This window comes from Nocardia beijingensis NBRC 16342 (genome assembly GCF_001612785.1).
Taxonomy (GTDB): Bacteria; Actinomycetota; Actinomycetes; order Mycobacteriales; family Mycobacteriaceae; genus Nocardia; species Nocardia beijingensis.
The window spans coordinates 26,334-45,169 of sequence record NZ_BDBC01000051.1 but is presented as its reverse complement, the minus strand read 5'-3'; the positions used below and the strand labels follow the sequence as shown (position 1 = coordinate 45,169).

General features: G+C 67.8%; 14 protein-coding genes. 5 read left to right on the top strand and 9 right to left on the bottom strand.

Annotated features, from left to right (window positions below; genetic code table 11):
• The first annotated feature begins 23 nt into the window (after positions 1-23).
• Both NB3_RS25590 and NB3_RS25585 read left to right on the top strand, forming a co-directional pair.
• Positions 24-923 (top strand): polysaccharide deacetylase family protein, encoded by a 900-nt coding sequence (locus NB3_RS25590; RefSeq protein WP_067808459.1) that lies wholly within the window; start codon positions 24-26, stop codon positions 921-923.
• A gap of 54 nt (positions 924-977) precedes the next feature.
• Positions 978-1,814 carry an SDR family NAD(P)-dependent oxidoreductase gene (locus tag NB3_RS25585; protein WP_067808588.1) on the top strand — a complete coding sequence of 279 codons (837 nt, stop codon included), beginning with the start codon at positions 978-980 and terminating at the stop codon, positions 1,812-1,814.
• A 6-nt stretch (positions 1,815-1,820) separates the two neighbouring features.
• On the opposite strand, the gene NB3_RS25580 is transcribed toward NB3_RS25585, so the two are convergent.
• Positions 1,821-2,585: an SDR family NAD(P)-dependent oxidoreductase gene (locus NB3_RS25580; RefSeq protein WP_244892079.1), complete on the bottom strand. Its 765-nt coding sequence runs from the start codon at positions 2,583-2,585 to the stop codon at positions 1,821-1,823.
• Entirely contained in the window at positions 2,572-3,366 is a 795-nt protein-coding gene (locus NB3_RS25575) for a 2OG-Fe(II) oxygenase family protein (RefSeq protein WP_067808457.1), read from the bottom strand. Before NB3_RS25575 ends, NB3_RS25580 begins: the two co-directional genes overlap by 14 nt.
• A gap of 84 nt (positions 3,367-3,450) precedes the next feature.
• Between NB3_RS25575 and NB3_RS25570 the strand changes: the two genes are divergently transcribed.
• Positions 3,451-4,050: a DUF459 domain-containing protein gene (locus tag NB3_RS25570; protein WP_067808455.1), complete on the top strand. Its 600-nt coding sequence runs from the start codon at positions 3,451-3,453 to the stop codon at positions 4,048-4,050.
• A gap of 128 nt (positions 4,051-4,178) precedes the next feature.
• Here the strand turns inward: NB3_RS25570 and NB3_RS25565 are convergent, their stop codons facing one another.
• Positions 4,179-5,669: an ABC1 kinase family protein gene (locus NB3_RS25565; protein WP_244892078.1), complete on the bottom strand. Its 1,491-nt coding sequence runs from the start codon at positions 5,667-5,669 to the stop codon at positions 4,179-4,181.
• Positions 5,670-5,774: 105 nt separating this feature from the next.
• Between NB3_RS25565 and NB3_RS25560 the strand changes: the two genes are divergently transcribed.
• The gene (locus NB3_RS25560; protein ID WP_067808452.1) at positions 5,775-6,551 is read left to right on the top strand and encodes a GntR family transcriptional regulator; all 777 of its coding nucleotides are present in this window, start codon (positions 5,775-5,777) and stop codon (positions 6,549-6,551) included.
• A 388-nt stretch (positions 6,552-6,939) separates the two neighbouring features.
• Here NB3_RS25560 and NB3_RS25555 read toward each other — a convergent pair whose 3' ends face one another.
• From NB3_RS25555 to NB3_RS25540, 4 genes are all read right to left on the bottom strand, one after another.
• A complete protein-coding gene (locus tag NB3_RS25555) occupies positions 6,940-8,064 on the bottom strand; it encodes an NAD(P)H-dependent flavin oxidoreductase (protein ID WP_067808450.1) in 1,125 nt (374 codons plus the stop codon).
• Between the two features lie 218 nt (positions 8,065-8,282).
• Positions 8,283-9,626 (bottom strand): WS/DGAT/MGAT family O-acyltransferase, encoded by a 1,344-nt coding sequence (locus NB3_RS25550; protein ID WP_067808584.1) that lies wholly within the window; start codon positions 9,624-9,626, stop codon positions 8,283-8,285.
• Positions 9,627-9,776: 150 nt separating this feature from the next.
• Complete coding sequence (locus NB3_RS25545; RefSeq protein WP_244892077.1) at positions 9,777-10,442, bottom strand: class I SAM-dependent DNA methyltransferase; 666 nt, start codon at positions 10,440-10,442, stop codon at positions 9,777-9,779.
• 78 nt (positions 10,443-10,520) lie between these two features.
• On the bottom strand, positions 10,521-11,432 hold the full coding sequence (locus NB3_RS25540) for a DMT family transporter (RefSeq protein ID WP_067808448.1): 912 nt from the start codon (positions 11,430-11,432) through the stop codon (positions 10,521-10,523).
• Between the two features lie 251 nt (positions 11,433-11,683).
• Between NB3_RS25540 and NB3_RS25535 the strand changes: the two genes are divergently transcribed.
• Positions 11,684-12,904 (top strand): phthiocerol/phthiodiolone dimycocerosyl transferase family protein, encoded by a 1,221-nt coding sequence (locus tag NB3_RS25535; protein ID WP_157112001.1) that lies wholly within the window; start codon positions 11,684-11,686, stop codon positions 12,902-12,904.
• Positions 12,905-13,035: 131 nt separating this feature from the next.
• Here NB3_RS25535 and NB3_RS25530 read toward each other — a convergent pair whose 3' ends face one another.
• A complete protein-coding gene (locus NB3_RS25530; RefSeq protein ID WP_067808444.1) occupies positions 13,036-14,712 on the bottom strand; it encodes a cutinase family protein in 1,677 nt (558 codons plus the stop codon).
• A 230-nt stretch (positions 14,713-14,942) separates the two neighbouring features.
• The gene (locus tag NB3_RS25525; protein WP_067808441.1) at positions 14,943-18,812 is read right to left on the bottom strand and encodes a replicative DNA helicase; all 3,870 of its coding nucleotides are present in this window, start codon (positions 18,810-18,812) and stop codon (positions 14,943-14,945) included.
• Positions 18,813-18,836 lie beyond the last annotated feature (24 nt).

The following is an 18,836-nucleotide window of genomic DNA, read 5'->3' as shown; positions in this document are numbered from 1 at the left end:
GTGTCAAGTTTCAGCATGAGGGCATGGACAACGAACTCTTCGATTACAGCCCGATCGTCGATCGTCCGCCGCTGCGGTGGCCCGGTGACGCCAGGGTGGCGTTCTATGTCGGGCTCAATGTCGAGCACTATCAGGTGGATCGGCCGTCCACGAGCATCTTTCCCGGCACGTCGGGTCTCGCGCCGGATCCGTTGAACTACGGGTGGCGCGACTACGGGCCCCGGGTCGGCATCTGGCGGGTCATCGATGTGCTCGACCGGCACGGCATCCGGGCCAGCGCGTTGCTCAATGCGGATGTGGTCGAGCACAATCCGCAGATCGTCGCGGCGGGGGTGCGGCGGGACTGGGCGTGGGTCGCGCACGGGAAGAACAACTCGATCTTCCAGCCGGACGTTCCGGCGGACGAGGAGCGCGCCTACCTCGCCGACGTGGTCGCGACCATCGAACGCGCGACCGGACGCAGGCCACGCGGCTGGATGGGGCCCGCGCTCACCGAGTCCTTCCAGACCCCGTCGCTGCTCGCCGAACTCGGCCTCGGCTACGTCCTCGACTGGACCAACGACGACCAGCCCTATCCGCTGTCGGTGCCCGGCTTGCTCAGCGTCCCGTACTCGGTGGAACTCAACGACAACACGCTGTTCCTCGGCAAAGCGACCAGCGGGCCGGACTTCGTGCGGATCGTGCGCGATCAGCTCGACCAGCTCTACGCCGAGTCGGCAGGCAGCGGGCGGGTCATGGCGCTGGCCCTGCACCCCTTCGTGATCGGGCAAGCGTTCCGGATCAAGTACCTGGACGAGGCACTCGATTACGTGGCAAGCCATCCCGGAGTGTGGCTGACCACCAGTGACGAGATCGCCGAGCACTACTCCGGCGCGTCGGTGCTTGCCGAACCCGCGCGAGCCGAAGACGATCGGGTCACGTAAACCGATGTGCGAGAGGCAGCGATGGCAGCGCGGGAACAGACACAAAACCAGGACTTGACGGGAAAGACGGTGGTGGTGACCGGGGCGAGCTCGGGCATCGGCGCCGCGGCGGCGCAGCGGCTCGCGGCGCGCGGCGCCACCGTCGCCGTCGTCGGCCGATCACCGGAGCGGACCGCGGAGGTGGCCGCGAAGGCGGGCGCGCAGCCGTTCGTCGCCGACTTCGCCCGGCTCGACGACGTGCGCAAATTGGCCGAGCAACTGCTCGACCGGTACCCGAGGATCGACGTGCTGGCCAACAACGCGGGCGGTGCGTGGCCGAAGCGGACGGTCACCGACGACGGCAACGAACTCACCTTCCAGGTCAATCACCTGTCCCCGTTCCTGCTGACCAACCTGCTGCTGGAGCGCTTGATCCAGGCGCGGGCGCGGGTGGTGAACACCGCGAGCACCACCTACCGGATGGCGAAGCTGAACCTGGACACGGCCAACGCGCCGACCGGTTCGTTCAACCAGCTCGGCGCGTACGGCGCGTCCAAGCTGGCGAACATCCTGTTCACCAGGGAACTCGCCCGCCGCACCGAGGGCACCGGCCTCACCACCGCGGCTTTCCACCCCGGCGTGGTCGCCACCCGCGTCTACGACAACGCGCCGCTCGGCCTCGGCTGGTTCATCCGCTCGCCGCTGGCGCGTCCGTTCTTCATCCGGCCCGACAAGGGGGCCGAGCCGCTGGTGTACCTGGCCACTACCGCCGACGGCGCGGCGATCAACGGCCAGTACTTCCACCGGCTCGACTTGGAGCCGCCGAAGAACAAGCAGGCGCTCGACGCCGATCTCGCGCGACGGCTCTGGACGCTGTCCGAGCAGGCCACCGGGCTCGCACCGAGCGAGTAGTCCCGGTCACGGTTCGGCGAGCCGGAGCGAGGAGCCGTCCGCTCGCTCCGGCTCGACGCCGACCCCGTACACCCCACCGGACACCGCGCTCGCGTCCAGCTCGACGATCGCCCGCGCGACTCGCCCGGTGGGGACCACTACCGGGAACGTGGTGGGGGCGATGGCGTTCGCGCGCACCCCGAACTCGGCGAACTCGGCGGCGATATTGCGGGTCAGCTGGTTGAGCGCGGCCTTCGACGCGGAGTAGAGCGTCTGCCCGGGATACACCTCCGAGCCGGAGATGCTCGAGACATTGACGATGTTGCGATTGCGCGCGCGATTCTCCGGGCCCGCGTGCAACCAGCATCGTTGCGCGAGTCGCGTCGCGAAACGCAGTGGCACGGCGACGTTCAGCGCGAAATGCGGATCGAAGTCTTCCAGTGCGGCGTCGCCGTCCACGATGCCGCCCGGGTGCAGCCGGACGTGCGCCGCGTTGTTCACCAGCAGGTCGACTCGGCCGAACCGGGCCAGCGCCAGGTCCACCACCCGTTCCACTTCGCCCGGCTGGGTCAGATCGGATCGCACCACGAACACGCGGGAATCGTTCTCCGGCACCGCCGCGGCCGGCGCCAGCGGATCGACGTACCACTCCAGCTGCGACGGCACCGCGGGTGTGCGGGTGCGGCACACGGCGACGATGTCGTAGTCGCGGTAGTAGGCCTGGCAGAAGGCGTCGCCCAGCGTGCCGCTCGCGCCGGTGAGCAGGCAGACGCGGCGTTCACCAATGGACAATCCGGTCTCCTCCCCAGCGCCGTTCGGCGTCCGCCTTGGTGCGATGCACCCACATCACCACGCTGTTGCGGTCTTCGACGTTGTTGCCCGCGAACGTGTGCCAGGTGCGCGGGGTGACCTCGAACAGCAGCAGCGAGTTGTCCAGCGGCGGGACCAGGGTCACCGACGGCAGCGCCGCCCCCTCGGCGACGTGGTCGTACAGCGCGGTCTCGCCACCGGCGCCCGGTTCCCACCCCGGATTGCCCAGATAGAACAGCACCGCGACGGCGCGCACGATCTCGCGCGCGACGACGCCCGGCGCGCGTGCGCCGGTCTTGGTATGCACGGTGTCGTCGGGCAGGCGCACTTCGCCGGGCCCGGGCGGCGGGCCGGGGAACCAGGCCGGATTGAAGTCGTTGTGCGGCCAGCCGAACGGGCTGCCCGGCCCGTGGTGGTGCAACGACCCCTCGACGTCACCGGTCGCCTCGACGCCGCCGAGCCGGGCGACCAGGTCGTGCCACTCGCGCGAGGAGAACACCGCGAGCGGGCCGTCGCGCAGGTCGGCCAGCCGGACGCCGTCGGCGCTGTAGCCTGCGGCGATCGGCGCGAACAACTCGGGACGCCGCACGCGAACCCGATCCACTTCCTCGGCCAGCCGTCGATAGAACTCGGGAACGAAGACATCGCGGGCGTACACGTGCGGAAAGGGCATGCTGCGCCGGATCCAGCGTCGATGGGCGAACAACTCCGCGAACCACTGCGGAACCGGCGGTGTCGCGAGTTCCGGCTCGGTTGTCACCATTACTCCCTCCCGGTCGAACCTCCGTGATCATATTGCCCGTACCTGGAACTCGCGGGCCGGTCCCGGCCTGTCAGGATCACGTGGGTGAGCCGTGATCTACGTGTGTGTTTCGTCGGGGATTCGTTCGTCGCCGGTGTCGGCGACCCGGGTTTTCTCGGGTGGGCGGGCAGGCTCGTGTCCACTGCGCACGCGGAAGGGTTTCCGCTGACGGCCTACAACCTCGGGGTGCGCAGACAGACGTCTGCCGAGATCGTGCGGCGCTTCCACGCCGAATGCGCGCCCCGCCTGCCGGAGGGCGTCGACGCGCGGGTCGTGCTGTCGTTCGGCGTGAACGACACCATGCACGAGAACGGTGGTCCGCGGGTGGCGCCCGAGGAGTCGGTCGCCAATCTGGGCGAGCTGCTCGCGCAGGCGGCCGAGCGGGGGTGGCCGGTGCTGATGGTCGCTCCGCCGCCGATCGCCGACGACGAGCACAACGCCCGCACCGCCGCGCTCGACGAACGGTTCGCCCAGGTCTGCGCCGCGTCTAGAGTGCCGTACGTGCGGGTGCACCAGCCACTGCGGGACAACCCGGTGTGGTCGGCCGACGTGCGCGCGGGTGACGGGGCACATCCGGCGGCCGCGGGTTACGCGGAGTTGGCCGCGCTCGTCGCTCCGCAGTGGCGCGCGTGGCTGCGGCGGTGATTCGTTGAAATTTCGACCACCGGCGGGTCGGTCTCGCATCTGTCCCAGACAATGAAGACGAAAATGCCCGATTCGGCACTTCCAAGCGGGGTCATGCCGAATTCGCCTGTTTTACACTGTGTTCGACATTACCCCGTCGGCACGTCCCGTTTGCCCGCCTCGGCGCGTCTCCTTCGCGCGGCCGCCAGATCCACTGTCGGCGAAGCCGTCCGCGCCGCCTCGTCCGAGACGAACGCCTCGCTCAATTCCGGTACCCAGCGCACGATTTCGTCGCGGTAAGGGCCTTCGGTCTCCAATTGACCGAGCACGCCGACCAGTGTCAGGAACGAGCGGGCGAACGGCGTGAAGTAGGCGGGCATGGTCATCTGCCGCACCACGTTGGTCAGTCGAGGGTTGGTGGTGCGCAGCACTTGTCGGCGCAACCAGCGGGTGGTCACGCGGTAGGTCTCGTGCCGGAAGGGCTCACCGCACGGAGTGATCGCGGCGTAGAGCGCATCGCTGTCGAGGGCGCGTCCGTTCTCCACGAAACCGTGTCTGCGCGTGGCGTCCGCCAGATCGCCTGGGCCGCCGCGAAATATCGCTTTGCAGCAGTCGAGCGTCAATTCGCCGAAACCCTCCGGCGGCCAGGCGCAGCACGCGCCGAAATCCATCACGCCGAGCCTGCCGTCCGGCAGCACGCGGAAGTTGCCCGGATGCGGATCGGCGTACAGCAGGCCGTGCCTGGCCCAGCCCGAGGTCACGAAGCGGACCATGAGCATGCCGACCCGGTCGCGCTCGGCCTGCGTGCCGGAGGCGACGACGCGCGGTACGGGGGTGCCATCGATCCACTCGCTGATCAGCACATCGCCCTGTTGCGCAACGACATTAGGCACGTGGAAGTCCGGATCGCCTGCGTAGGCCGCCGCGAAGGCCCGTTGATGATCGGCCTCCGCCGCGTAGTCGAGTTCCCCGGCGACGGACGCGCAGATCGCTTCGGTCACCGCCGCCACGTCCGCGCCGGGCAGGAAAACCGCGGCGAGATAGGAGATGCGGCGCAGGTGGTCCAGATCGCGCGCTACGGCCTGCCTGCCGCCGGGATACATCACCTTGACCGCGACCGGTCGGCCGTCGTGCCAGATCGCGCGGTGTACTTGGCCGAGCGAGGCCGCTGCGGCGCGTCGATCGTCGAAATCGCGAAAATACGAACGCCATTGCGCTCCAAGGCTGTCGGCCATGGAGGCGTGGACGGTGTGCGGCAGCATCGCGGGCGCCGCGTCCTGCAGCCTGCTGAGCGCGATCCGATACGGCTCGGCCAGCTCTCGGGGCAGCGCCAGTTCGTAGATGGCCAGCAGCTGCCCCAGCTTCGCGGCGCAGCCCTTCAGCTCGCCGAGCACCTCGAAGATGTGCTGCGCGGTGCGGAGCTGGATGTCGCGATTGACTTCTTCGGCCGATCTGCCGAGCGCCCGCTTGCCAAGGCCCGCCGCCTGCCGTCCGGCGAACGCCATCGGGAGCGCGGCGAGCTTGGCGCCGCGAACAGCGCCGTGAACAGGCGGTTTACCGTGGGAACGCGACGCGAAAAGCCGGGATCGCTTGCCCGTCGCCCCCTCCTCGGGGCGCTCTCCGATGGGCCGGATGGTCATGACTCACCTCACAGTCGCGGGCACAAGTGTGACACAGGTGCAGTACCGGACAGTAGGGCTTAGACTGTCTGGGACGTATTCGAAAGTAGTCGAAAGGTGACTTCGATGGGATCCCAGACGGTGGTCGCCGACGTTGCCGACGAGCTGGCGCGCCGGGTTGCCGCAGGGGAATATCAGCCGGGGGATCTCATGCCGTCGGTGCGTCAGGTCGCCGAGGAGTTCGACATGAACCGCGCGACCGCGCAGCTGACCCTGGGCAGGCTGGAGTCGTACGGTTTCGTCGAAGCCCGGCGCGGCAAAGGATTCACGATCCGTGACGTCCGGGAGGCGGGCGGGGTGGACGTGTACCGCCAGCTGTTCCGATTCTCGATTCCCATGCCGGACATCGCGATGGAGATGTTCCGCGACATCGTGGATGTCGAGCGCAATCTCGTGCTGGAGGCGCTGCTCTCCTACACCGGTGGGGAGCAGCGGATCGATTCGGCCGAAACCAAATCCACCATCGATGAACTCGAATCTTTGGCGCGCCAGCAGGATCCGGACTTGCGGCAGATGCTCGCGCTCGAGGTCGCGCTGGTGCGCAGACTGCTGACCGCGCTCGGACTCCCGATGCACCGCGCGATCTTGAACTCGATCGGCGAGACGGTGCTCGAGGTGCCGGAGGCGGTCGAGGCGTACTTCGCCGGCGCGCCGGATCTGCATGTCTTGGTCTGGCGGGCGCTGGCCGCGGTGTGGGACTCCGGATCGGGGCCGAGCGAGGCTCAGCTGGCGCTGTTCGAGGATCTGTTCGGCATGTACCACGAGAAGGTCGTCGCGCGCTTCGAGGAGTTGGTGGTCGGCGTCGAGGCAAGCGCCGACGAGCACCGGGCCGCGACGGCGTAGCCGTTTCGTACGCCGCACAATCTGTCTGAGACGTTCTTCGGCGGCCCTCTTGTCCGAGTCCGCTCAGCGCCTCGAAAACGGCCCTGCCGCCGGATTCTGCGACAGGATCCGACTCAGACACCGCATGGTGCGAATGGGATGAATCGGTCCCGCATCGACAAAGGTGCTCGGCCTGCGGCGGAAGGGCCGACCGTGCCGAAAACGTCTGAGCGACAGCACGAGCGGCGAGTCCTGCTATGCCGTGCGATCGACCCGAAGCCGTGCACCGGCGATCGCACCGGCGCGAGGGTGGCCGCCTCGACGCCGGTGCGATCATCCCGGACTCCACCGGCTGGACGCCGCGCGGCCGCACCGCGCGGCGTCGCCGCCTCGGAACCGATGCCGGGACTCAGGCTCCGCCGTTGAGCTTGTTGAGGCGCTCGCACGCCTCGACGTACTCCTGGATCAGGCGGTTGACCACGTCCGCGGAACGCTCCACCCGGTTCATCATGCCGACGATCTGGCCGACCGGATTGAAGTTGACGTCCTTGGCGGCCTCCGGATAGCGGTGCCCGCGCTTCACGCCGTCCAGCGCGACCATCATCTGCAGCGGCATCGGCAGCGGGTCCGGCGTATCGGCCTGCTCCCACGCCTCGGTCCAGTCGTTGCGCAGCATGCGGGCGGGCTTGCCGGTCCATGCGCGCGAACGCACGGTGTCGTGGCTGGTGGCGTCGATGTAGGTCTGCATCTGGGCGGGCGGAACGTTGGCTTCCTCGACGGTCAGCCACACCGAGCCGGTCCACGCGCCCGCGGCGCCCATCGCCATCGCGGCGGCCACCTGGCGGCCGTTGCCGATGCCGCCTGCGGCCAGCACCGGCAGGTCACCGACGGCGTCGATGACCTGCGGCCACAGCACCATCGACGACACCTCGCCGCAATGGCCGCCGCCCTCGGTCCCTTGGCACACCACGAAGTCGAGACCCGCGCGCTTGTGGTTGAGCGCGTGCTTGACCGAACCGCACAGCGCGCCGATCAACCGGCCGGAATCCTGCACCTGCTTGATCACGTCCTCCGGCGGGGTGCCGAGGGCGTTGGCGACCAGCTTCGCCTTCGGATGCCGCAGGATCACCTCGACCTGCGGTCCCGCGGTGGTCGCGGTCCAGCCGAGCAGTTGGTTGTGGTGCTCGTCCTCGGGCAGCTTGGGCACACCGTGGTCGGCGAGGATCTTCTCCGCGAAGTCGCGGTGCCCCTGGGGGACCAACTCGGCCAGTTTGGCCTCGAGTTCCTCCGGGCTCAGTCCATCGATGCCCTTGCCCTCGTACTTCGAAGGAATCACCAGGTCGACGCCGTAGACACCCTGCACGTGCTCGTCCAGCCAGGCCAGCTCGACCTCGAGCTGCTCAGCGGTGAAGCCGACGGCGCCGAGCACGCCGAGTCCGCCCGCGTTGCTGACCGCGGCCGCCACGTCGCGGCAGTGGGTGAAGGCGAAGATGGGGAATTCGATCCCGAGCCGTTCGCAGATTTCGGTACGCATGGCGTGCTGGTCTCCCTAACTGCTCCGCCGCGAACGGCGCGGCGCAGATGTACTAGAACGAGTTGCATAAGTGGCGCTCGGCTCGGCCCGGTCGCCGCACGTCGAGTCCACCGCGAGCCGCTGATATCGCCATGAAGCGGCCGCGGCTTCGTCGACTGGCCGTTGCACCATGCATCGACAGTAACACGTTCTAGTTTTCTGCGGAATGCGCCGCCGGGTCAGGCGATGTCACGCTCCAGTTCGGCGAGCGAGGCCTCCAAGTGATCGAGCAGACGGGGCAGTTGCGGCACACTGCGGCGGCAGCCGACCAGGCCGAAGTCGAGATTGCCCGCGTTGGAGGTGAGCGTGATGTTCACCGCCTGGCCGTCGAACGGGATCGACAGTGGGTAGCTCGCGTCCAGCCGCGCACCGTTCCAATACATCGGCTCGCGCGGCCCCGGCACGTTGGAGATCACGATGTTGAAGGCCGGTTTGGTCCACGGAATCAGCGCGGGCACGAGATTGAGGGCCAGCGGGCTGAGCATCAACGCCGACAACGCCATCGTCTGGTTGCACGACAGCGTGCGGTACACGTCCTTGCCGTCGCGCATCGACGCCGCGATCACCTGGAGACGGCCAAGCGGATCGGCGATGTCGGTGCCGAGGTTGCACAGCACCGCGCCGACCTTCACCCCGTCGGTCTCCTCGTCGTCCTCGGCCCGCAGCGACATCGGCACCATCGCGACCAGCGGCTTGTCCGGCAGCTCGTTCCGTTCCAGCAGGTACCTTCGCAGCGCGCCCGCCGACATGGTGAGCACCACGTCGTTGAGCGTCGCGCCGGTCGCCTTCTTCACCTGCTGCAACCGCTCCAACGGCCAGGACCGCACCACCGCGCGCCGCGCGCCGCCGATCGGCACGTTGAACATGGTGCGCGGCGCCGCGAACGGCAGGGTCAGCTGCTGTCGCGCCAGCGCGGTGCGCGCGGCACGCAGCACCGACGCGCCGGACGTGGCGGCGGAGACCAGAGTGCGCGCCGTGCTTCCCGCACCGGACCGCGTGCCGCGCCTGCTCCGAGGCAGGTGCCACGGCACGCGCGTGGCACTCGCGGCCGGATCGCTGGCCAGCGTGCGGCGCAGGAGACGCTGTGCGGAAACGCCGTCGATCAACGCGTGATGCATCTTGGAATACAGCGCGAACCTGCCGTCGGCAAGGCCCTCGATCAGATGGAACTCCCACAGCGGGCGGTGCCGGTCGAGCAGACCGCTGTGCAGCCCGGCGGCCAGCTCGACGAGCTGGTCCATGTGCCCCGGCCCGGGGACGGCCAGCCGCCGCACGTGATAGTCGAGTTCCACGTCGTCGGCGTACGTCCATGCCATCTGCGGGGAGCCGAAGATCGTGGCGGGATGCTTGCGGAATGCCGGATCGACGTCGGTATTGCCCAATAGCCTGTCGTGCACCTGTGCGGCGAAGTCCGGCCCGGCGTCCTCCGGCGGCTCGAACAGCTGCAGCGCTCCCACGTGCATCGGCTGTTCCCGGGATTCGGCGAGCAAGAAGACGGCATCGACCGGCGCGATGAATTCCATGATGAGTCGCCCCCTGACGACATGGTGAAGATGTTCGGAGTTCGAATCGACCACGTTGTCGGCGGGCCCGCGCAGCCGTGAAGCCACCGCGACACGACAAACCTACCCGCCGACGGACGCGCCCGGACCGGATCGAACGTGTTCGGTGCGTCACCGAACCTTCGAGGCCAGCAGGTAGGCCTGCCCGAACCGCTCCTCGGGATCCGGCTCGCGCACCATCCGAGCGACCATGGTGAACCCGGCGTCACCGAGCAGGCGCGCGAGACGCTTCGGCGCCCACCGGTAAGCACGAGTCACCTTGTGGTCGAAGGCTTCCACCGCATCCGGGTGGTCCGCCGTCTGGAAGGCCAGCAACACGTGCCCTTTGTTCGCGAGTACCCGATGAAACTCACTCAACACGTGGGGGATGCGATCCGGCGGGAGGTGGATCAACGAATACCACGCCACCACGCCGCCGAGCGCCTCGTCGCCTATCGGTAGTCGCTCCACCGACCCTTGCGCGAAAAGCAGCTGTGGATGTTCCGCGCGGGCCAGCTCCACCATGCGCGGCGAGAGATCGATACCGAACACCCTTGCCCCCGACGACGCGAGATGGCCGGTGAGCCGTCCGGGTCCGCAGCCGAGATCGGCGATCGGCCCGGAACCGTTGCGCGCCACCGATTCCACGAACGCGCCGAGCATCGCGCGGTCGAGCACCGCGCCGGCGAGGTGATCCCGGAAAAGCTCGGTATAGAGATCGGCGACGTCGTCGTAGGCGGCGCGGGTGACGGCCACGTCGGGATGTTCGTCTGCGAAGTCTTCGGTCGGATGCAACACCCCGAGCAGCGTATTACCTACTCCCCGGATCGAATGCCCGGGCGACGGTGCGACTGCCATGTCCGCGCGCCGTGGCGATCACCTCTCGGGTACTTGGGCGGCGGCCTCCGGCGCGGCCGGCGCGTCCGCACGGACCACTTCGCCGCGCCCACGCGCGGTTCCGAGGACCGAACCGAGGATGACCAGCGGGAAGCCGATCGCCATGCCCGCGGTCAGCGGCTCGTCGAGCGCCGTGACGCCGAGCAGGATCGCCACCGCGGGATTGATGTAGGTGATCACCGTGGCACGGGCCGGGCCCACCTCGGCGATCAGCGCGAAGAAGAACAGGAACGCCACGGCCGTGCAGACCACCGCGAGCCCGAGCACCGACCACGCCGCGTCGGCGGTGAGGCGCGACGGGCGCAGCCATCCCGCGAACGGCGCGTAGATCACCGCCGCGAGCAGCAGCGACGCGGTCACCACACCGAGCGGGGGCAGATCGGCCAACGCGCGATTGATGACGATCGGCCCGACCGCGTAGCCGACCGTGGTCAGCCCGATCGCGGCAATGGCCGCCGGGTTCCCCAGGTCGACGTCCAAACCGACGAGCGCGGCGACGCCGGCGAACCCCACGAGCAGACCGGCCACCCGGCGCGCGTCGAACCGGTCGTGGCCGAGCACGGTCACGATCACCACGGCGATCAGCGGCACCGCCGCGATCAGCAGGCCGACCGTCGAGCTGTGCAGCGTGGTCTCGGCGTACCCGATCAGGAACCACGGCCCGGTGATCTCCATCAGGGTGTAGAGCAGCAGCGGTCGCCACCGCCGCAGCACCGGCGCCAGCGCGTCGGCGTACAGCGCGACCGGCAGGAGCAGCAAGCCGCCGATCAGCGTGCGGCCGAACGCGACCACGATCGGGTCGAGGTCAACCACCGCGACGCGGATCATCGCGTACGGCACGCCCCAGATCACGCCCATCGCCAGGAACAGCGCCCACCCGCGGCGGGTCATCGCGCGACCGCTCCGCGGTGCGGACGGACGGTGACCGACTCGGCGCCGGAGGTTGGGAACATGCTCCCCTCGCTTTCGACCACTGGGAGCTTAGCCAGGTGATCCGATCATCCGACACGTCCAGCTTCCCGGCTCCGGTAAGGCGCCAGGGCACGCCCGTTGCTGTCCTGTTCGTCCCATTTGAGCGAATGATGCGCGCAGACAACGGTCTTCGGGCTAGTCTTCGCCGGAAGCGAAGGGAAGGCATCATCGTGGTCGACGTGATCCGCCGACTTGCCCCGAGCGAGGAGATGTTCGCCGCGGGCGAGGTCTTCATCGGTTATGCGGCACGGGTATCCGGCCGGTTGGACCTGTCCGCGTTGACGGCCGCCTTGGAGTCCGTCGCCAGGACGCACCCGGTGCTGCGCGCCCGCATCGAGTCCGCCGCGGATGGTGGTCGGGTCTTCGTCGCGTCGGATGCCCCGCCGCAGATGTTCGTCGCCGACGGCGACCCCGAATCGCCCCTCAGCGGAGCGAAATTCGACCAGCGCACGGGCGTCTGCGGACTGTGCGTGGTACGCGACGGCGATACCGCCTGCGTCACCCTCGTGCTCCATCACAGCGTCGCGGACGCGTTCCACGCGTTCGTCATCGTCACCGCATTCTGGGCCGGGTACCGGGACGCGCTCGGCGGCGCCACTCTCGACGCGCCGGTACACACGTTCCCAGAACCGGTGGAGCACCTGCTCGCGGCGCGAGGCATCGAGAAGATGGCACTGCCCGGCGCCGCGAACGCCGCCGCCGCGCCGCAGGTCCCGCCGCCGCGCGAGGACGACTATCCGACGCTGCGCACCACCCGATGCCTGCTCACCCGGGAGGAGACCGCCGCGCTGGTCGCCGTCGGGCACCGCGAGAACGTCACGGTGCACGGTCTGGTGTCGGCCGCGCTGTTGCGGACCGAAGCCGAGATCCGCGAACTCCCGCTCACCGGACTGCTCTACCTGTACTCCGTCGACCTGCGGACCAGGGTCAGCCCGTCGATCGGCGCCACCGAAGGGACCAATGTCCTCGGTTTCGCCAATTACCTGTCCCCCGCATCCGACGTGACGCTGGTGGAATCAGCCCGCGGCATCGGCGCGGCGCTGCACGCGGGCCTGTCCGCGGGCATCGTGCAGCGCACACCGTTGAGCATCCCCGACATGGCGGCGGCGCCGCGACCGGCCCTGCCCGGCGTGGTCATCGCGACCAACTGGGGCACCATCCCGCCGCTCCCCGCGCAGGACGAGCTGCGCGTCGACGACTTCCACTCCACCATGCTCGCGAAGCCGGACCTGACCGGACGCCGCCCGCAGCAACCCGGCGGCGGTACCTGCGTCATCAGCACGTTCGATGGGCGGCTGAGCGTCGAGATCCATCATCCCCAGGAATTCGCGCAGCTCCAACGCCATCGCATCGAAGTGCTCGGCCGAAACCTCCGGGCCGTGCACGACTGACGTGGCCGTCGGGCGGTCTGCCGATTACGCCGCACTCTTCGCGCGTCGGCAGGCGAATCCGAGTGGCCTTCTGAGCGAAGACGCCGAGGGCCGCGATCACGCCCGGAGGCTGATCGCGGCCCGTGGGTCGATCAGTTCGACGGTTTCGCGGTCGTGGTCGGCGCCGCTTGCGTAGTCGTCGTGGTCGATTCCGTAGTGGTGGGCTTGGTCGTCTCGACCGGAGCCGCGACCGGAGCCGGAGCGGGCGGCGTGGTGACCGCCGGCGCCGAGGTGGTGCTCGAGCTCGGCGCCGTCGTCGTCGGCTGCTGCGTGGTTCCGGTCGTCGTCGGCGCGGCGCTGGTCGTCGTGGGTGCGGCGCTGGTCGGTGCCTGCGACGTGGTCGACGTCTTGGCGGGCTCGGTCGTCGGAGTCGCCGAGGTGGTCTCCACCGCCTTGTACACGGCGGCCAGATCCGCCGCCTGCGGCTTGGACGTCGGGTCGACCTGCTTACCGGCCTGCGCCTGCTTCGCCAGATGGGTGAGCCAGGCGGCGGCGTACTCCGCCGAGGTCAGCGGCTTGCCCGCGGCGGGGTCGGCGTCGTCCCAGTAGTCGAAGTGGTGACCGGTGTGGTTCGGCCCGAGCGTGAGGTTGTACGGGTCGCTCAGAATGACCGGGATCGTGTTCTGGTTCGTCACGATCAGTCCGACGATCTCGTTGAGCACCTTCTGCGGCAGGTAGGCCAGCGGCGACATCTCGTTCGTGGAAATCGCCTCCGCCTGAGCCGGTGCCTTCTTCTCCCCCGGCTTGTACGCCGGGTCCGACACCCGCAACAGCACCTGCAAGAAGGTCTCGTCGCTCTGCATCCAGTTCGGCTGCGACTGGATGTCCGCGAACGCCGCCATCGCGATCCGCCCGAGGACCACGGCGACGTCCTGACCGGTCGCGGGCGTGAGCCCGTCGCGCTCGAGCGCGTCGACGTTCAACTGCCTGCCGACATTGACCACCAATTGCAGCAGGGAGATGTTCTGCGGCGCCGAGCAGGTGAGATCGCCGTCGGAGCAGAACGACGCGATCTTGCCGTTCAGCGCGCCGAAGTCACCGCTGGTGCCCTGCACCGCGCCCCGCCCGGGAACCGGGTTGGCGCCGTTCTGATACTTCTGGTCGAAGCCGTCCGGGTTGCCGAACGGGTCCTTCGATCCGGGGAACGGCCCGTCGCCCGCCGAGCGACCCGAATCGGCGAGGATGACGACGCCGACGACGTCGTCCGGGTCCACGATCCCGTAGGCGCCGTCCTGGCCGGGTTCCTGATGGCCGATCTTCATCGCGACGCGGCGGACGACGTCGGCGCCCTCGCTGTAGCCGACGATCGAGAACTTGGTGTCGGGGCACGCCTGGGCGATCTCCCGCATCACCCGTTCGGTGTTCGCGACACCAGCGTTCACGGCGTCCTCGTAGGTGGACATATTCGCCGGATAGGCGATGTAGACCGCGGCGTACGCGTCCGGATCGACGTCGTCGGCAGGTGCGTTGACGACCGGATCGACCCACTCGCTGCTGTGATCGCCCGACAGCGCTGCGGGCAAGGGGTTGCCGTTGGCGTCCACCAGCATCTTGGTGGTCCCCTCCACCGGAGTGTCGTTGCGGCCGGCCACCGAGATGGTGACCATGTCGCGGCACTCCGTGACGGATGTCGTGAGCTGCGTTTCCCTGGTTTCCGGCGTCGAGGTCAGCGCCAACGAGGCGGCGACGACCGCCGCCACTCCCAACGCCGCCGGTGCGGCGACCGCCGAAGCGATACGATGCCGCGCGAAGAACTCGCGAAGAGCCATGTCCTGATTCCCATTCCATACACCGACAAAGTGGACGGACAAGCCCCCCGACGGGCCATACGTCACCGAGGACGTCGTGGTCGGGGCCCCGAGCGTTACTCGGTTCCGGATGGAAGGGTTCGAGCGGCCGAGTGCCTCCTCGCCTGAAGTGAGCCAGAGCACAGCGACGACGCCGCGGCGCGATGGCATACGGACACACGCGGCGCCCCGATGCTCATCGCCAGCAGAACTCAGCCGCGCGCCATGTCCACGAACCGCGAAAGATGCAATTGGTGGGCGACGGTAATTGTGGCGGTGGGACCGTTACGGTGTTTGCCGAGAATCAGGTCCGCCTCGCCGCCGCGCGGGTCGTCGCGCTCGAAAGCGTCGGGACGATGCAGCAGGATGACCATATCCGCATCTTGTTCCAAGGAGTTGTGCGCCGAGATTCCCTGCGCGACGAAATTGTGTGTCCCGGGCACGGTGCCGTCGTAGACGTCCTGCTCACCGAGGCTGGTGATGTCGACGATCTTGTCCCAGAAGACATCATTCGTGGCGAACATTTCGATTTCCGCGTCTTCCAGCACTGCTGCCACCCGAGCGAGCCGGGATCGACTGGGCGAGTGCCTCCACATGGTCGATCCGCAGAAACGTGAACCCATCGCCGCCGAGAATTCGCGGTGCGTCATGCCTTTGGCGCTCAGCAGCGTACGAACCTTCGACCAAACCTCGCGAGGAACCGTGTCGACGTTGGTATTGCGTGTCATCGGCTCCAATTGGGCAAGGGCTGCTCGGGCGGACTGCCCCCGTGCACCGTGCACCCCGATGTCACGCAGGAAGATCGTCTGATTCTCCGCGCCGTCGATAGTGAGATGCCAACAATCCCGGTAACCGGTCTTGGCGACCTTTTTGATGCGGCCGTGCACGCCCAAGCGCAGCAGCAATTGGACTACATCATCGATCAGGCGGCGGCTGGTGGACGCGTAGTAGATCCTCGCCTGACGTCCCTTCGCATCCCAGCGCACGGAACCGTCCGTTGCCCAGAGATGATGCAGGAACAATGCGATCTGATCATTGGGAAGCGCGAAGACACGCTTGGGTACGAACTTTTCATAGCTGCGCAGACCGAACAGGCCGAGTTCATCCAGCCACGCGGCAATCGGATTGCGTTTGCCGCGGGCGAGTCGGTTCGGAGCGCGCAGCCGAAGTGTCGTGACCCTCGCTGCCGCGTAGTCGTCACGAGCGACGGTGACGCCGAAATGTGTCGCTGCTTCGGTGACCACCGCCAGGTTTTCCTCATCGATGCTGGCATAGCGCAGCGGCTGCCGCTTCACGCAGGAGCCGTCACCGATCATGTGGGCGAGCAGGATGACCTCGGCATCGGGCATCCGCGACGTGTGCACCGGTTCCGGTACCCGGCGAGGAGTGGCGAGTCGGTCGCCGACCGACAGCTTGTCGAGCGGAATCCAGCCATCCAGGGTCAAGAACGGATGGTTCCCCGTCGCTTCCACTTCGCGGCCGGATGCCAGGCGCAGCCGGAACACTTCTTTGCGCCCGCTGGAGAACACCTTCACCATCGGCCGCGCGACCATCCGCATCCGTTCATCGAGCGACCACACCAACGGCTGTTCCCCACTCGACAGCAGGTCGCCGAGCGTGGTTTCGTCGCCCGTGTCGGCGCGGAGGATGCGGGTGCTGGCGGGCATGCAGCCCGATTCGCGGAGATCGGACACCATGGGGCGCTTGTCGGTTCGCTGTTCGGGACCGCGGTTGAGCTGGCTGATGGCGACTACCGGCACTTCGAGTTCCTTGGCCAGCAGTTTCAAATTGCGGGAGAAGTCGGAGACTTCCTGCTGACGGGATTCGACCTTTTTTCCGGACGTCATCAGCTGGAGGTAATCCACCACCACGAGTTTCAAATCGTGGCGCTGTTTGAGACGCCGCGCTTTGGCGCGAATCTCCATCATCGTCAGGTTCGGCGAATCGTCCACGAACAGCGGTGCTTCGCTGATCTCACTCATCCGCCGCGCCAGCTTCGTCCAGTCGTCGTCGCTCATCCGCCCGGACCGCATATCCCCGAGCTTGATCTTCGCCTCCGCCGACAACAAGCGCATGACGATCTCGGTGCGACTCATCTCCAACGAGAAGATGACGCTCGCCAAGCCGTGCTTGATCGAGCAGCTGCGCATGAAATCCATTCCCAGGGTCGAGTTGTGGGTGGGAATCATCGAGCGTCCCGCCAGATACAGGTGAGCGGCGTTGTCCACTTCGACGCAGCGCACCGGCACGCTCTCGATCCGGCGCACGTCGACGATGAAACGCGAGTTCGAACGCGCTGTGCTGTGGCTCGCGCGCCGCTCCTTCTGAAGTACGGCCTTCCGGTACAGGCCGAACACCTCGTCGTCGGTTGAGAAGGTGATGGTGTACGCGGTGGACGATTCCTCCGAACGCCCTGGGACTCGTTTCGTGGACACATGGCAGCGGTAACCCAGGCTGACAATCAGTTCGTACACATCGCTGATCAGCCGGGCGTTCGTGACGCAGAACTGCACGGCACCGCCGTGTGTCACCGTGCCATCGGTGTCGAGCAGGCCGGCCAGAAGGGAACGGCGCTGCTGTTCGGATGCGCGAAGGTACTCGATGGGAATGTGCTTGTCACCGAGAACGCCAAGGGACCGAAGACGCGCCTGCAGGCTGCCGACGGTGTTCCGGCATCTCTGGCACAGGCGCAGACCGATCGAACGCTCGCCACAATTCGGGCAACGAGGCGCAGGTACCGGAGCCGAATGGAACCGTGCCTTTCCGCCGCAAGACCGCCCGCAGGTGCGAACCTCGCTGGTGAAGGGAATGAATTCCTTTCCACAAATCACGCACTCGCGTGCGGCGATCGGCTCGTCGGCAGGCAACCTCAGCTGATAGCGCAGCCGAGCCGACCGTGACGGCACGGCGACGATTCCCTCGGCTTCGATGCGCGCGATGATCTCAGGGTCGGCGCAGGTGAGCTGTGCGGCGGCGGACGTTCCGTCCCCGAGCCAGGCACCCAGTGTGTAAGGCGGCACCGGCAATGCGCGCGCAGGCAACTGCAGCGGCGCGGCGTTGGTGATCGAGTGGTTGAGCCTGCGATCAGCGGTGTCGCACCGCACCGTCTTCGCGATTTCCCCGGTGGTGCGGACTTCGGCGTGAGCCCGCTTCGACCGCCGGGATGCCCTCGTATCGGTGAGCCATTGATGTTGTTCGTCGGCGACGAGAACGCTGCCGTCGGAGAATTCGACTTCGTAGCACGGGCGTCCGGTCAGGATTTCGGTGGCCGCGACGACACGGGTGGGCAAGCCGTCGGCATTCAGCAATTCTTCGCCGACCTGCACCTGACCCATGGTGGTCCATCCAGTCGGCGTGGGCAGTGGAGTGTCCAATGCCAGCGCCTTACCCACGCCGGGCCGCGCCGCGACGATGATCATCTGGCCCGGGTGCAGACCGTTGGTGATTTCGTCCAGTTCGGTGAAACCGGTGGGGACGCCGAGGGATATGCCGCCGCGGCTGGCGATGGAGTCGATCTCGTCCATCGTCGGCTGGAGCAATTCCTCGAGGGGGAGGAAGTCTTCGCTGGTGCGACGTTCGGTGACCTCGTAGACCTCGGCTTGGGCGCGGTCGACGACCTCGGCGACGTCCTGGCCGTCGGCGCCCGCGTAGCCGTACTGGACGATGCGGGTGCCCGCCTCGACCAGGCGGCGCAGAATGGCCTTCTCGGCGACGATTTCGGCGTAGTAGCCCGCGTTGGCCGCGGTGGGCACGGTCTGGGTGAGCGTGACCAGATAGGGGGCGCCGCCGATGCGCTTGAGTTCGCCACGGCGGTCGAGGCCCGCGGCGACGGTCACCGGGTCGGCGGGTTCGCCGCGCCCGTAGAGATCCAGGATCGTGTCGTAGATGGCCTGGTGGGCAGGACGGTAGAAATCGCCGGGACGAAGGGCCTCGACGACGTCGGCGATGGCGTCCTTGCTCAACAGCATGCCGCCGAGCACCGACTGCTCGGCCGCCATGTCGTGCGGAGGCTGGCGGCCGAAGTCTTCGCCGGGAGGTTCGGGCGGGAAATCCGTGTGCCCGCGGTCATCGGTGGTTGTCACCAGACTCGACCGTCCTCTCTACCC

Coding starts and splice junctions, on each gene's coding strand:
- NB3_RS25590 (WP_067808459.1), top strand. CDS start 24: ATGGACAACGAACTCTTCGATTACAGCCCGATCGTCGATCGTCCGCCG.
- NB3_RS25555 (WP_067808450.1), bottom strand. CDS start 8,064: ATGCGTACCGAAATCTGCGAACGGCTCGGGATCGAATTCCCCATCTTC.
- NB3_RS25530 (WP_067808444.1), bottom strand. CDS start 14,712: ATGGCTCTTCGCGAGTTCTTCGCGCGGCATCGTATCGCTTCGGCGGTC.
- NB3_RS25540 (WP_067808448.1), bottom strand. CDS start 11,432: ATGACCCGCCGCGGGTGGGCGCTGTTCCTGGCGATGGGCGTGATCTGG.
- NB3_RS25560 (WP_067808452.1), top strand. CDS start 5,775: ATGGGATCCCAGACGGTGGTCGCCGACGTTGCCGACGAGCTGGCGCGC.
- NB3_RS25575 (WP_067808457.1), bottom strand. CDS start 3,366: ATGGTGACAACCGAGCCGGAACTCGCGACACCGCCGGTTCCGCAGTGG.
- NB3_RS25565 (WP_244892078.1), bottom strand. CDS start 5,669: ATGACCATCCGGCCCATCGGAGAGCGCCCCGAGGAGGGGGCGACGGGC.
- NB3_RS25550 (WP_067808584.1), bottom strand. CDS start 9,626: ATGGAATTCATCGCGCCGGTCGATGCCGTCTTCTTGCTCGCCGAATCC.